The organism is Streptomyces sp. NPDC048521 (genome assembly GCF_043199855.1).
Lineage (GTDB): Bacteria > Actinomycetota > Actinomycetes > Streptomycetales > Streptomycetaceae > Streptomyces.
This window is the reverse complement of sequence record NZ_JBICWR010000002.1, coordinates 55,529-70,082: the sequence shown is the minus strand read 5'-3', so window position 1 is coordinate 70,082 and position 14,554 is coordinate 55,529. Positions and strand designations below refer to the sequence as shown.

At 71.1% G+C, this 14,554-nt stretch carries 11 protein-coding genes; 9 read left to right on the top strand and 2 right to left on the bottom strand.

Features of this window, described 5'->3' with window-relative positions:
• Positions 1 to 69: 69 nt before the first annotated feature.
• The 8 genes from ACGFRF_RS04755 (at position 70) to ACGFRF_RS04720 (ending at position 11,411) form a co-directional block, all read left to right on the top strand.
• Entirely contained in the window at positions 70 to 1,068 is a 999-nt protein-coding gene (locus tag ACGFRF_RS04755; RefSeq protein ID WP_393737157.1) for a LacI family DNA-binding transcriptional regulator, read from the top strand.
• Between the two features lie 132 nt (positions 1,069 to 1,200).
• Positions 1,201 to 2,553, top strand: a complete 1,353-nt coding sequence (locus ACGFRF_RS04750; protein ID WP_393737156.1) for an ABC transporter substrate-binding protein — start codon at positions 1,201 to 1,203, stop codon at positions 2,551 to 2,553.
• 5 nt (positions 2,554 to 2,558) lie between these two features.
• On the top strand, positions 2,559 to 3,512 hold the full coding sequence (locus ACGFRF_RS04745) for a carbohydrate ABC transporter permease (protein WP_393737155.1): 954 nt from the start codon (positions 2,559 to 2,561) through the stop codon (positions 3,510 to 3,512).
• Positions 3,509 to 4,387 (top strand): carbohydrate ABC transporter permease, encoded by an 879-nt coding sequence (locus ACGFRF_RS04740; RefSeq protein WP_393737154.1) that lies wholly within the window; start codon positions 3,509 to 3,511, stop codon positions 4,385 to 4,387. Before ACGFRF_RS04745 ends, ACGFRF_RS04740 begins: the two co-directional genes overlap by 4 nt.
• Before the next feature lie 33 nt (positions 4,388 to 4,420).
• The gene (locus ACGFRF_RS04735) at positions 4,421 to 6,028 is read left to right on the top strand and encodes an alpha-amylase family glycosyl hydrolase (protein ID WP_393737153.1); all 1,608 of its coding nucleotides are present in this window, start codon (positions 4,421 to 4,423) and stop codon (positions 6,026 to 6,028) included.
• Between the two features lie 50 nt (positions 6,029 to 6,078).
• Positions 6,079 to 8,256, top strand: coding sequence for a discoidin domain-containing protein (locus tag ACGFRF_RS04730; RefSeq protein WP_393737152.1), 2,178 nt, complete (start codon positions 6,079 to 6,081; stop codon positions 8,254 to 8,256).
• Between the two features lie 191 nt (positions 8,257 to 8,447).
• Positions 8,448 to 10,496 (top strand): phosphocholine-specific phospholipase C, encoded by a 2,049-nt coding sequence (locus ACGFRF_RS04725; protein WP_393737151.1) that lies wholly within the window; start codon positions 8,448 to 8,450, stop codon positions 10,494 to 10,496.
• 66 nt (positions 10,497 to 10,562) lie between these two features.
• Positions 10,563 to 11,411, top strand: coding sequence for a phospholipid scramblase-related protein (locus ACGFRF_RS04720; RefSeq protein ID WP_393737150.1), 849 nt, complete (start codon positions 10,563 to 10,565; stop codon positions 11,409 to 11,411).
• A gap of 184 nt (positions 11,412 to 11,595) precedes the next feature.
• On the opposite strand, the gene ACGFRF_RS04715 is transcribed toward ACGFRF_RS04720, so the two are convergent.
• Positions 11,596 to 12,702, bottom strand: coding sequence for a hypothetical protein (locus tag ACGFRF_RS04715; protein WP_393737149.1), 1,107 nt, complete (start codon positions 12,700 to 12,702; stop codon positions 11,596 to 11,598).
• Positions 12,699 to 13,499 carry a phosphatase PAP2 family protein gene (locus tag ACGFRF_RS04710; RefSeq protein WP_393737148.1) on the bottom strand — a complete coding sequence of 267 codons (801 nt, stop codon included), beginning with the start codon at positions 13,497 to 13,499 and terminating at the stop codon, positions 12,699 to 12,701. The genes ACGFRF_RS04715 and ACGFRF_RS04710 overlap by 4 nt, the downstream gene beginning before the upstream one ends.
• Before the next feature lie 242 nt (positions 13,500 to 13,741).
• Here ACGFRF_RS04710 and ACGFRF_RS04705 point away from each other — a divergent pair, with 242 nt between their 5' ends.
• Positions 13,742 to 14,386, top strand: coding sequence for a TetR/AcrR family transcriptional regulator C-terminal ligand-binding domain-containing protein (locus ACGFRF_RS04705; protein WP_393737147.1), 645 nt, complete (start codon positions 13,742 to 13,744; stop codon positions 14,384 to 14,386).
• The last annotated feature ends 168 nt before the right edge of the window (positions 14,387 to 14,554 follow it).

The following is a 14,554-nucleotide window of genomic DNA, read 5'->3' as shown; positions in this document are numbered from 1 at the left end:
CCCCCTGAACGGGAGGCGGGTGTCTCGTCTACGCAAGCACCTTGCGTAACTTGCGCTACGCTTGCGTTCATGACGCGACGACTTGCGGAAGTGGCGAAGAAGGTCGGGGTCAGCGAGGCCACGGTCAGCCGGGTGCTCAACAACAAGCCCGGAGTCTCCGAAGCCACCCGGCAGGCGGTGCTGTCCGCCCTCGACGTCCTCGGCTACGAGCGCCCCACCCAGCTGCGCGGCGAACGCGCCCGGCTCGTCGGCCTGGTCCTGCCGGAGCTGCAGAACCCCATCTTCCCGGCGTTCGCCGAGGTCATCGGTGGCGCGCTCGCCCAGCTCGGACTCACCCCGGTGCTGTGCACACAGACCAAGGGCGGTGTCTCGGAGGCCGACTACGTCGAGCTGCTGCTGCAGCAGCAGGTCTCCGGCGTCGTCTTCGCCGGCGGCCTGTACGCCCAGGCCGACGCGCCGCACGACCACTACCGGCTGCTCGCCGACCGCAACATCCCCGTCGTGCTGGTCAACGCGGCCATCGAGCACCTCGGCTTCCCGGGCGTGTCCTGCGACGACGCCGTCGCCGTGGAGCAGGCCTGGCGGCATCTGGCCTCGCTCGGCCACGAGCGCATCGGCCTGGTCCTCGGCCCCGGCGACCACGTGCCCTCGGCCCGCAAACTGGCCGCCGCCCGGGCGGTCGCCGGCGACCTGCCGGAGGAGTTCGTGGCCCGCGCCATCTTCTCCATCGAGGGCGGTCACGCCGCCGCCTCCCGCCTCATCGACCGCGGCGTCACCGGCATCATCTGCGCCAGTGACCCGCTCGCGCTCGGCGCCGTCCGGGCGGCCCGCCGCAAGGGGTACGACGTCCCCGGTCGCATCTCCGTCGTCGGCTACGACGACTCGGCCTTCATGAACTGCACCGAACCCCCGCTCACCACGGTCCGCCAGCCCATCGAGGCCATGGGCCGTGCGGCCGTCGAGCTGCTGAACGCGCAGATCGGCGGCACCGCCGTACCCGCGGAGGAGCTGCTGTTCGAGCCCGAGCTGGTGGTGCGCGGATCCACCGCGCAGGCCCCGCGCGACTGAGGCGCAAGGGACCGGCGGACTGCTTCCATCCACCTGTCGAATAATTACAGATTCTGCGCGACATCTTGCGATGCGATGTCGGTGGTGCTTGAGTGTGCGGCGCCCACTGCTCCTGCCATGAGGGGTCCACCGATGAGAAGCACCGGGTTCCGCCGTACCTTTGTCGCGATCGGCGTCTGTTCCTCCCTCGCGCTCACCGCCACCGCCTGCGGATCGGGTGACGAGGGCTCGGCCGGCGGGAAGACCCGCATCACCGTCAACTGCGAGCCGCCCAAGAGCGCCAAGGTCGACCGGAGGTTCTTCGAGGAGGACATCGCCTCCTTCGAGAAGCAGAACCCGGACATCGACGTCGTCGCGCACGACGCCTTCCCCTGCCAGGACCCGAAGACCTTCGACGCCAAGCTCGCCGGCGGCCAGATGGAGGACGTCTTCTACACGTACTTCACCGACGCCAGGCACGTCGTCGACATCCGCCAGGCCGCCGATCTCACGCCGTACCTCAAGGAGCTGAAGAGCTACGACAGCATCCAGAAGCAGCTGCGGGACATCTACACCGTCGACGGGAAGGTCTACGGGATACCCCGCACCGGATACTCCATGGGGTTGATCTACAACCGCAAGCTCTTCCAGAAGGCCGGTCTCGACCCCGACAAGCCCCCGGCGACCTGGGACGAGGTCCGCGCCGCCGCCAGGAAGATCGCCGCTCTCGGTGACGGAACGGTCGGATACGCCGACTACAGCGCCCAGAACCAGGGCGGCTGGCACTTCACCGCCGAGCTGTACTCACAGGGCGGTGACGTCGTCGGCCCGGACGGCAAGAAGGCCACCATCGACACCCCCGAGGGCCGGGCCGTCCTGCAGAACCTGCACGACATGCGCTGGACCGACGACTCGATGGGCAGCAAGCAGCTCCTCGTCATCAACGACGCGCAGCAGATGATGGGTTCGGGCAAGCTCGGCATGTACCTCTCCGCCCCGGACAACATCCCGATCCTGGTCAAGGAGAAGGGCGGCAACTACAAGGACCTCGCCCTGGCCCCCATGCCCGGCGGCAAGGGCACCCTCATCGGCGGCGACGGCTACATGTTCAACAAGCGCGCCACGCCCGCCCAGATCCGCGCCGGCCTGAAGTGGCTGGACCACATGTTCCTCACCCCCGGCAAGGGCTTCCTCGGCGACTACGCCCGCGCCAAGAAGAACGACGCCCCCGTCGGCCTGCCCGAGCCGCGCCTGTTCACCGGCGCCGCCGACGCCAAGGACCAGCAGGTCAAGAAGGCCAACGCCAACGTCCCGGTGGAGAACTACCAGGCCTTCCTCGACGGCAACCAGAAGCTCCGGATGAAGATCGAGCCGCCGCACGCCCAGCAGATCTACTCCGTCCTCGACGGCACCGTCTCCGCCGTCCTCACCAAGAAGGACGCCGACATCGACCAGCTCCTCGAGGAGGCGTCCGGCAAGATCGACAGCATCCTGGCCCGGAGCTGACCGCCATGACCAAGACGGCCGAACGGCGGCCCCCGGCACCGGCAGCCGCCCGCCCGGTCCCGGCGCCGCCCCCGGCAGGGGACCGGAGGCGGCGCCGCCTCATCGACCAGGCCCGCGCCTACGCCTTCCTCCTCGGCGGCCTGATCTGCTTCGCCCTGTTCTCCTGGTACCCGGCGATACGCGCGGTCGTGATCGCCTTCCAGAAGTACACGCCGGGCTCACCGCCCGAGTGGGTCGGCACCGCCAACTTCACCCGCGTCCTGCACGATCCCGAATTCACCGCCGCCTGGCGCAACACTCTCACCTTCACCCTGCTCGCCCTGCTCATCGGCTTCGCCGTCCCCTTCGTACTCGCCCTCGTCCTCAACGAGTTGCGGCACGCGAAGGCCTTCTTCCGGGTCGTCGTCTACCTGCCCGTGATGATCCCGCCGGTGGTCAGCGCCCTGCTGTGGAAGTGGTTCTACGACCCCGGAGCCGGCCTCGCCAACGAGACGCTCCGCTTCCTGCACCTGCCCACCTCCAACTGGTCCAACGGCACCGACACCGCGCTCGTCTCCCTCGTCATCGTGGCGACCTGGGCCAACATGGGCGGTACCGTCCTCATCTACCTGGCCGCCCTGCAGTCCATCCCGGGCGAGCTGTACGAGGCCGCCGAACTGGACGGCGCGAACCTGCTCCAGCGCGTACGGCACGTCACGATCCCGCAGACCCGGTTCGTGATCCTGATGCTGATGCTCCTTCAGATCATCGCCACCATGCAGGTGTTCACCGAACCGTTCGTCATCACCGGCGGCGGTCCGGAGAACGCGACCGTCACCGTCCTCTACCTCATCTACAAATACGCCTTCCTCTACAACGACTTCGGCGGCGCCTGCGCCCTCAGCGTGATGCTCCTGGTCCTGCTCGGCGCCTTCTCCGCGCTCTATCTGCGCCTCACCCGCTCCGAGGGGGACGCATGAGCAGCACCCGCACCCTGATCTCCCCGGCCACCCTCGCCCGCCGGCGCGGGAAGGCCGTCTACTGGACGGTGTTCACCGCCGTCGTGCTCCTCTTCGCGCTGGCCTTCCTCTTCCCGGTCTACTGGATGGTGACCGGCGCGACGAAGTCCCCGGACGAGGTGGCGCAGACCCCGCCGACGCTCGTACCGAACCACTGGCACCTCAGCGGCTACACCGACGCCTGGGACCTGATGCAGCTCCCGCAGCACCTGTGGAACACGCTCGTGCAGGCGGCCGGCGCCTGGGCCTTCCAGCTGGTGTTCTGCACCGCCGCCGCCTACGCCCTGTCCAAGCTGAGACCGGCCTTCGGCAAGGTGATCCTCGGCGGCATCCTCGCCACCCTCATGGTCCCGGCGCAGGCGCTCGTCGTACCCAAGTACCTCACCGTCGCCGACCTGCCGCTCATCCACACCAGCCTGCTCAACGACCCCCTCGCCATCTGGCTGCCGGCCGTCGCCAACGCCTTCAACCTGTACCTGCTCAAACGGTTCTTCGACCAGCTGCCGCGCGATGTGCTGGAGGCCGCCGAGATCGACGGCGCCGGCAAGCTGCGCATCCTGTGGTCGGTCGTACTGCCCATGTCCCGGCCGGTGCTCGGTGTGGTGTCCATCTTCGCGCTGGTCGCCGTCTGGCAGGACTTCCTGTGGCCGCTGATGGTCTTCTCCGACACCGGCGAACAGCCGATCAGCGTGGCCCTCGTCCAGCTGTCGCAGAACATCCAGCTCACCGTGCTCATCGCCGCGATGGTGATCGCCAGCATCCCGATGGTGGCGCTGTTCCTCGTCTTCCAGCGGCACATCATCGCCGGGATCAGCGCGGGCAGCACCAAGGGCTGACACCGACACCCCGTCTACAGAGAGGCAAGCTCCGTGGGACAGCCCACCCATGCCCCGAAGGACCGCGACTGGTGGCGCTCCGCCGTCATCTACCAGGTGTACGTCCGCAGCTTCGCGGACGGCGACGGCGACGGCACCGGCGACCTCGCGGGCGTCCGCGCACGACTGCCGTACCTCGCCGAACTCGGCGTGGACGCCCTGTGGTTCACCCCCTGGTACCTGTCACCCCTCAAGGACGGCGGCTACGACGTCGCCGACTACCGGACCATCGATCCGGCCTTCGGCACCCTCGCCGAGGCGGAGAAGCTCATCGCCGAGGCCGATGCGCTGGGCATCCGGACCATCGTCGACATCGTGCCCAACCACGTCTCCGACCAGCACCCCTGGTTCCGGGCCGCGCTCGCCGCCGGGCCAGGCAGCCCGGAGCGCGAGCTCTTCCACTTCCGGCCCGGGCGCGGCGCCCACGGTGAACTCCCGCCCAACGACTGGCCGTCGCAGTTCGTCGGCTCCACCGAACCGGTGTGGACGCGGCTGCCCGACGGGGACTGGTACCTGCACCTGTTCACCCCCGAGCAGCCCGACCTCAACTGGGCGCACCCCGCGGTCCGCCAGGAACACGAGGACATCCTGCGGTTCTGGTTCGAGCGGGGCGTCGCCGGTGTCCGCATCGACTCGGCGGCCCTGCTCGCCAAGGACCCGGACCTGCCCGACCTGGCCGCGCACCCCGAGCCGCACCCGTTCGTCGACCGTGACGAACTCCACGGCATCTACCGCTCCTGGCGCGCCGTGGCCGACGCCTACGACGGTGTGTTCGTCGGCGAGGTCTGGCTCCCCGACCCCGAGCGCTTCGCCCGCTACCTGCGCCCGGACGAACTCCACACCGCCTTCAACTTCTCCTTCCTGTCCTGCCCCTGGGACGCCGGGCGGCTGCGCGCCTCGATCGACACCACCCTCGCCGAGCACGCCCCCGTCGGGGCCCCGGCCACCTGGGTGCTGTGCAACCACGACGTCACCCGCACGGTCACCCGGTACGGCCGCGAGGACACCGCCTTCGACTTCGCCACCAAGGCCTTCGGCACCCCGACGGACCTGGCGCTCGGCACCCGCAGGGCCCGCGCGGCCGCCCTGCTGTCGCTGGCCCTGCCCGGCTCGGTGTACGTCTACCAGGGGGAGGAGCTGGGACTTCCGGAGGCCGACATCCCGGTCGACCGCATCCAGGATCCGATGTACTTCCGGTCGCACGGTGTCGACCCCGGGCGCGACGGCTGCCGGGTGCCGCTGCCCTGGGCCGCCGGTGCGCCGTACGCGGGATTCGGTTCGCACGAGGAGCCGTGGCTGCCGCAGCCGGCCGGCTGGGCGTCGTACGCCGTCGACCGGCAGCAGGACGATCCGCACTCCATGCTCTCGCTCTACCGCGAGGCCATCGCCACCCGCCCGGTCTTCGGCGACGGCCCCCTGACCTGGCTGCCCGCCCCCGACGGCGTTCTCGCCTTCTCCCGCGCGGACGGCGCGATGTGCGTGGTGAACCTCGCCGCCACGCCCGCCGACCTCCCCGCGCACTCCCGACTCCTGCTGAGCAGCGGCCCGCTGGACGAGTCCGGCCGGCTGCCGCAGGACACGGCGGCCTGGCTGCGCGCCTGAGCCGCCCGCGCACAGCTGTCCCACGCACCCCCCCACGAAGGGATCAGCACATGCACAGCAGCACCGCCAGACATATCAGGCGCATGCCGGCCATCGGGGCGGTCGTCGCCCTCGCCGCCGGCATGCTCGTCACCGTCGCCCCCGCCGCGCACGCGGCCCCCGGCGCCACGCTCCCCTTCACCTCCGTGGAGGCCGAGTCGGCGACCACGAACGGCACGAGGATCGGCCCCGACTACACCCAGGGCACGCTCGCCTCCGAGGCGTCCGGCCGGCAGGCCGTGCGGCTGACGTCCGGGCAGCGCGTGGAGTTCACCGTGCCGCGCGCCGCCAACGCCCTGAACCTCGCCTACAGCGTCCCGGACGGCCAGAGCGGTTCCCTGAACGTGTACGTCAACGGCACCAGACTCGCGCGGACACTCCCGGTGACCTCCAAGTACTCGTACGTCGACACCGGTTGGATCGCCGGCGCCAAGACGCACCACTTCTTCGACAACGCCCGGCTGCCGCTGGGGCGGAACGTCCAGGCCGGCGACAAGATCGCCGTCGAGTCGACCGGCACCCAGGTCACCGTCGACGTCGCCGACTTCGAGCAGGTCGCCCCGGCCGCCGGCCAGCCCGCCGGCTCGGTGTCCGTCGTCTCCAAGGGCGCCGACCCCAGCGGCAACGGCGACTCCACCCAGGCCTTCCGGGACGCCATCGCCGCCGCCCAGGGCGGCACGGTCTGGATCCCGCCCGGCGACTACCGCGTCACCTCCTCCCTGGGCGGCGTGCAGAACGTGACCCTCCAGGGCGCCGGCAGCTGGCACTCGGTCGTGCACACCTCCCGCTTCATCGACCAGTCCGGCTCCGCCGGGAACGTCCACATCAAGGACTTCGCGGTCATCGGCGAGGTCACCGAGCGCGTCGACTCCAGCCCGGACAACTTCGTCAACGGCTCCCTCGGCCCGAACTCGTCCGTGTCCGGCATGTGGATCCAGCACCTGAAGGTCGGCCTGTGGCTCACGGGCAACAACGACAACCTGGTGGTGGAGAACAGCCGCATCCTCGACACCACCGCCGACGGCCTCAACCTCAACGGCACCGCCAAGGGCGTCCGCGTCCGCAACAACTTCCTGCGCAACCAGGGCGACGACTCCCTCGCCATGTGGTCGCTGTACTCCCCGGACACGAACTCCAGCTTCGAGAACAACACGATCTCGCAGCCCAACCTCGCCAACGGCATCGCCGTCTACGGCGGGACCGACATCACCGTGAAGAACAACCTGATCTCCGACACCAACGCCCTCGGCAGCGGCATCGCGATCTCCAACCAGAAGTTCGCCGATCCCTTCCATCCGCTGTCCGGCACCATCACGGTCGACGGCAACACGCTGGTGCGCACCGGCGCGATGAACCCCAACTGGAACCACCCGATGGGCGCGCTGCGCGTCGACTCCTACGACAGCGCGATCGACGCGACCGTGAACATCACCGACACGACGATCACCGACAGCCCGTACAGCGCCTTCGAGTTCGTCTCCGGCGGCGGGCAGGGCCACCCGGTGCGGAACGTCCATGTGACCGGCGCGACCGTGCGGAACACCGGCACGGTCGTGGTCCAGGCAGAGGCACAGGGCGCGGTCGCCTTCAAGAACGTCACCGCCACCCAGGTCGGCGTCGCCGGCGTCTACAACTGCCCCTATCCGGCGAGCTCCGGCCCCTTCACCCTCACCGACGGCGGTGGCAACTCCGGCTGGTCCACCACCTGGTCGGACTGCTCCGCCTGGCCCCAGCCCGGCCAGGGCAACCCCGACCCCGACCCGAGCCGCAACCTCGCCAGGGGCCGCCCGGCCACCGCCACCGGTTCCCAGGACGTCTACACGCCGGGCAAGGCGGTCGACGGCGACGCGAACACCTACTGGGAGTCGGCGAACAACGCCTTCCCGCAGTCCTGGACGGTCGACCTCGGCTCCTCCTACGCCGTGCGCCGCCTGGTGCTGAAGCTGCCGCCGTCCTCGGCCTGGGGCGCCCGCACCCAGACCGTCACCGTGCTCGGCAGCACCGACGGCTCGAACTACTCCACGGTCGTCGGCTCCCAGGGCTACCGCTTCGACCCGGCCACCGGCAACACGGCCACCGTCTTGCTGCCCGGCACCACCGGTCTGCGCTACCTCCGCCTGACGGTCAGCGGCAACACGGGCTGGCCGGCCGGACAGCTCAGCGAGGTGGAGGCGTACCTGACCTCCTGACCGCCCCCGTCCGCCGCCGCGTCACCGGGCCCAAGGAGCCGGTGACGCGGCGCGGCACCACACGGACCGCCGAGTTTCACATGGGCGCCACCAGACCCTTCCCTGACGTTTGCTGCTCTTGGAACACTCGCTCCGCGCAGATTCCGTCATCTGACGGCATCGCGTACGTCAGGACGAGAGGATCCTCACTCATGCCCGAAGTCAATCGGCGGCGTTTCCTTCAACTCGCGGGCGCCACCACGGCGTTCACGGCGCTGTCCAGCAGCATCCAGCGTGCGGCCGCCCTGCCCGCCCACTACCGCACGGGTTCGGTGGACGACGTCGAGCACATCGTCGTCCTGATGCAGGAGAACCGATCCTTCGACCACTACTTCGGGTCGCTCGCAGGAGTCCGGGGCTTCGGCGACCCGCGCCCGGTGACGCAGAACGGCAGGTCCGTCTGGAAGCAGTCCGACGGCACGAAGGACATCCTGCCGTTCCACCCGGACGCCGACGACCTGGGGCTGGCCTTCATCCAGGACCTGCCGCACGGCTGGAACGACGGGCACACCGCCTTCGACCAGGGCAGGTACGACAAGTGGGTGCCCGCCAAGTCCTCGACGACGATGGCGTACCTGACCCGGAACGACATCCCGTTCCACTACGCGCTCGCCGACGCCTTCACCGTCTGCGACGCGTACCACTGCTCGTTCATAGGCTCCACCGACCCCAACCGCTACTACATGTGGACGGGCTACACCGGCAACGACGGCAAGGGCGGCGGCCCGGTCCTCGGCAACGACGAGGCGGGCTACGGCTGGACGACCTACCCCGAGCGCCTGGAGCGGGCCGGGGTCTCCTGGAAGATCTACCAGGACATCGGCGACGGCCTCGACGCGAACGGCTCCTGGGGCTGGATCGACGACGCCTACCGCGGCAACTACGGCGACAACTCGCTGCTCTACTTCAACCAGTACCGCGACGCCCAGCCGGGCGACCCGCTGTACGACAAGGCCCGCACCGGCACCGACGCCCGCAAGGGCGAGGGCTTCTTCGACCAGCTGAAGGCCGACGTGAAGGCGGGCAGGCTGCCTCAGGTCTCCTGGATCGTCGCCCCCGAGGCCTTCACCGAGCATCCCAACTGGCCCGCCAACTACGGGGCCTGGTACATCTCCCAGGTCCTGGACGCGCTCACCGCCGACCCCGACGTGTGGGCGAGGACCGCGCTGTTCATCACCTACGACGAGAACGACGGCTTCTTCGACCACGTCGTCCCGCCCTTCCCGCCGGGCTCCGCCGCCCAGGGCAGGTCGACGGTGGATCCCGCACTCGACCTGTGCAAGGGCGACTCCGGCCACACCGCCGGCCCCTACGGGCTCGGCCAGCGGGTGCCGATGCTGGTCGTCTCCCCCTGGAGCAAGGGCGGTTACGTCTGCTCCGAGACCTTCGACCACACCTCGATCATCCGGTTCGTCGAACGCCGCTTCGGCGTGCAGGAGCCGAACATCTCGCCCTGGCGGCGCGCCATCTGCGGCGACCTGACCAGCGCGTTCGACTTCTCCCGCAAGGACACCGCGCCGGTCGCCCTGCCGTCGACCGCCGGCTACCGGCCGCCGGACCACGACCGTCACCCCGACTACGTGCCCACCCCGCCTGCCAGCGCATCCCTGCCCAAGCAGGAGCGTGGCAGCCGGCCCACCCGCCCGCTGAAGTACGCACCCGTCGTGGACGGTTCGGCGGACACGGCGGCCGGGAAGTTCACGCTCACCTTCGCCTCGGGGGCGCAGGCGGGCGCGGCCTTCCTCGTCACCTCGAACAACCGCACCGACGGCCCCTGGAGCTACACCACGGAGGCCGGCAAGACGCTCTCCGACACCTGGAACTCGGCCTACTCGGGCGGCTCCTACGACCTCGCCGTGCACGGCCCCAACGGCTTCGTGCGCGTCTTCAAGGGCCGCAACAAGGTCGCCGGGCCCGAGGTCACCGCCCGGCACGCCGGCGGCCGCCTGGAGCTGACGTTCACCAACAAGGGTTCCGGCACGGCGCGGCTGAAGGTCGTGAACGGCTACGGCGGCAGCCCCGTCGCGGTGAGCGTACGGCCCGGTGCCACCGTGCGGCAGACCGTCGACCTCACGGCGAGCAAGCGCTGGTACGACCTGACCGTCACCTCCGAGGCCGACCCGGCGTTCCTGCGCGGCTTCGCCGGCCACGTCGAGAACGGGCTGCCCGGCGTGAGCGACCCGGCGATCGTCACGGGGTGAACGGGCGATGAACACCGCTCCGTGCGGACTGGTCAGGTACCGGTCATATCGGGGTAGTGTGCCCCGGTGACCACGCAATCGAACACTCCTGCAGGCTGGTACCCGGATCCGCACGGAGCGGCCCAGACGCTCCGCTACTGGGACGGCACGCAGTGGACCGACCACACCAACCCGGCCGGGCAGCCGGCCGGGCAGGTCCCGCCGCAGCAGGCACCTGCCCAGCAGGCCGCCTTCCCGCAGCAGCAGACCGCCGACGCCAAGGTGCAGCGTCAGGTGCAGCAACAGGCCGGTGTCGCGGCCGGCGGTTCCGGCGGCGGCACCCTCTTCACCGAGCCCGTCCTGGTCGTGAACCAGAAGGCCAAGCTGATCGAGCTGACCAACGAGTACAAGGTCATGGATCAGAACGGCCGGGAGATCGGCTCGGTCACCCAGGTCGGGCAGGGCGTGCTGCGCAAGATCCTGCGCTTCGTCTCCAGCCTCGACCAGTTCCTCACCCACAAGCTGGAGATCCGCGACGCCCACGGCCGGCCGCAGCTGCTGCTGACCCGGCCCGCGAAGATCTTCAAGTCCCGCGTGGTCGTGACCCGTCCGGACGGTTCGCCGGTCGGCGAGATCGTCCAGAAGAACATGATCGGCAAGATCAACTTCGCGATGACGGCGAACGGCCAGCAGGTCGGCGCGATCAAGGCGGAGAACTGGCGGGCCTGGAACTTCGCGATCGTCGACCACGCGGACAACGAGGTCGCCCGGATCACCAAGACCTGGGAGGGCCTCGCCAAGACCCTGTTCACGACCGCGGACAACTACGTCCTGCAGATCCACTACCAGCTGCCCGAGCCGCTGCTGAGCCTCGTGGTGGCGACGGCCCTGACCGTCGACACCGCCCTCAAGCAGGACGCGCGCGGCTGGGGCTGAGCGGACCACACGGCGGCAGGACGGCCGCGGGGGGGGGGGGGGGGGGGGGGGGGGGGGGGGGGGGGGGGGCGGCGCGCGCCGGGCGGGGGGGGGGCGCGGGGCGGGGGGGCGGGGGGGCGCCGGGGGGGGCGGGGGGGGGGGCGCCGGGGCCCGCCCCCCCCCCCCCCCCCGCCGCCGTAAGTGGTCACAGTGCGGTGAGATGCCCCGGCTGCTCCGGCTGCCGTGGCACCAGCGCCGGTTCCGCCGCTGCCGTCCCCGGCTCCAACGCGAGCACCGCCGCGACCGGATGCTCGTCGTGCTCGTCGTGCCCGTCGTGCCCGTCGTGCCCGTCGTGCCCGTCGTGCCCGTCGTGCCCGTCGTGCCCGTCGTGCCCGTCGTGCCCGTCGTGCCCGTCGTGCTCGTCCTGCCTGTCGTCCTCGTCGTGCCGGTCGTGCACGTCGAGTTCCTCGGTCGGCCCGGCGTGATCGGATTCCGGGGCCGCGCGGGTCAGCAGGAGCACGCCCCAGGCGGCCAGGCCCGCCCCGGCCAGGGCCAGCAGCACGCCCGTGCCGCCGCCCCGCAGTCCCTGCCCGAGCAGGGTGAGGCCGATCACCGCCGCGGCCACCGGGTTGGCCAGGGTGACCACGGCCAGCGGCGCGCCGAGGCCGCCGCGATAGGCCGTCTGCGACAGCAGCAGCCCGCCGACGGCGAACGCGGCGACGAGCACCGCGACCAGGACGACCCCGGTGCCGAGCACCGGGCCGGAGCGGTCCGTGGCCGCCACCGTCACCGTCTGGGTCAGCGCCGAGGCGACACCCGAGGCGAACCCGGACGCGGTCGCGTGCCGCAGGCCCGGCCGGGCGCCGGGCCGGGACAGCACACCGATCGCGGCAGCGGTCGTACCGGCGACCGCCAGTGCCTCGGTCAGTGACAGCACCCGCGCGGGCGCCGGACCGGAGGCGGTGACCAGCAGCGCCGCGAGCCCCAGCAGGGTCAGCGCCGTACCGCGCCACTCCACCGCGCTGACCCGCCGTCCGGCCGCCCGCGCCCCGAGCGGCACGGCCGCGACCAGGGTGAGCGCGCCCAGCGGCTGGACGACGGTCAGCGGGCCGTACTTGAGGGCGACGACGTGCAGGAGGGCCGCGGCCGCGTTCAGGCCGACCGCCGACCACCAGGCACCCGTGCCCAGCAGCCGCAGCAGACCGGCGCCGGGGCCGCGGGAGGCGAGGCGCTCCTGGGCCACGGCGGCCAGCGCGTAGGCGACGGCCGAGATCAACGACAGGCCCACGGCGACCAGGGCGGCGGCGCTCATCGGCCCGCTCCCGCCAGGACGGACGGGCCGGCGGTGAGCCGGTTGGTGCCGCGCCCCGCCGTGGTGACCGTTCGCCGCGGCGGGTGGATGACCGCGAGGGCGAGGCCGAGCATGGCCGTCGCGACGATCGCGTCGAGCCAGTAGTGGTTCGCCGTACCCACGATCACCAGCAGGGTGATCACCGGATGCGCCAGCCACAGCCCGCGCCATCGGGACCGGGTGGCCGCCATCAGGCCGATCGCCACCATGAGGGCCCAGCCGAAGTGCAGCGAGGGCATCGCCGCGAACTGGTTGGACAGGTGGTCGCTGGACGGCGGACCGTACACGGACGGGCCGTACATCCGGGCCGTGTCCACGAGGCCCGTCCCGGTCAGCATCCGGGGCGGGGCCAGCGGGAACGTGAACGGCAGCACCAGGGCGGCCGTGGTGAGCGCCGCCAGCACCCGGCGGGCCCACACGTAGTGCGCGGGCCGCCTGAGGTACATCCAGACCAGGAAGGCCAGCGTGGCCGGGAAGTGCACGGTCGCGTAGTAGGTGTTCGCCAGGTGGACGAGGGCTTCGCCGTGCAGCAGTGCGGACTGCACGGAGACCTCGTCGGGGAGGTGCACCGCTCGTTCGAGGTGCCACACGTGGTGGGCGTTGCGGAAGGCGTCGCCGGTGTGGCCGGTGGCCAGCTGCCGACCGAGCTTGTAGACGAGGAAGAGTCCCGCGACCAGCAGGAACTCACGTATCAGAGCCGGGCGCGCGGGTGCGTCCGGCTCCGCTTCTGCCTCTGCAGGCTCGGTTCGGGAATTCATCCCCCGGCCCCTTCGCTGACGGTGTGCGTGTGGTGGTGCGTGCGAGACCCGGTACGCGCCCGGAACTCATCGATACGAGAACGTACCGATACGCCAGTGTACCGATACGGCTGAGTACCGGTACACTGGCGTATCGATTGAGGTGCGCCACACTGGAGACAGTGTCCGAAGCTCCACTCGAGCTTTGATCCAGCGCGCCGCACACGAAGCACCGGCCGCACACGAGTGAGGGGAAATAGCGCATGACGTCGCAGGCCGCGAACGGACCGCAGACGGTCGCCGCCTCGCGCCGCTCCAAGATCACGCCCGCGCGTGAGCGGGAGTTCTTCGACGCCGTGCTGGAGCAGATTCGCGAGTGCGGCTACGACTCCGTCACCATGGAGGGCGTCGCCGCCAGCACCCGGTGCAGCAAGTCCACGCTGTACCGGCAGTGGAAGACCAAGCCCCAGTTCGTCGCGGCCGCGCTGCGCGCCAACCGCCGGGTGCGCTTCGCCGGCATCGACACCGGATCGCTCGCCGACGACCTGCGCCAGGCCGCGCGCACCGCGGCCGACTGGTCGGGCAAGGACACCAAGCTGCTGCAGGCGCTGGGGCATGCGGTGACGGCGGACCAGGAACTGGCCGAGGCGCTGCGCGAGGCGCTGGTGTACCCGGAGATCGCCGCGCTGCGGGAGATCCTCGACCGCGGAGTGGCCAGGGGCGAGGTGGCGGCGGGCAACCCCGCGCTGGAGTACGTCCCCGCCATGATGTTCGGCGTCCTGCGCGTCCGGCCCGTGCTCAGCGGCCAGTACGCCGACGCCGACTACCTCGTCCGGTTCGTGGAGGCCACCGTGCTGCCCGCGCTCGGACTGACACAGGACCCAGGCCGCCGTTCACGGGATGACTGAACGGTGACCTGTTCGCGCCGCACCGTGGGGACGGGGGCGGCGCGCACCCCCCGGGGGGGGGGGGGGGGGGGGGGGGGGGGGGGGGGGGGGGGGGGGGGGGGGGGGGGGGGGGGGGGGCGGGGCGGGGGCGGCGGGGGGGGGGGCGCGGGCCGCCGGCACGGCCAGGCG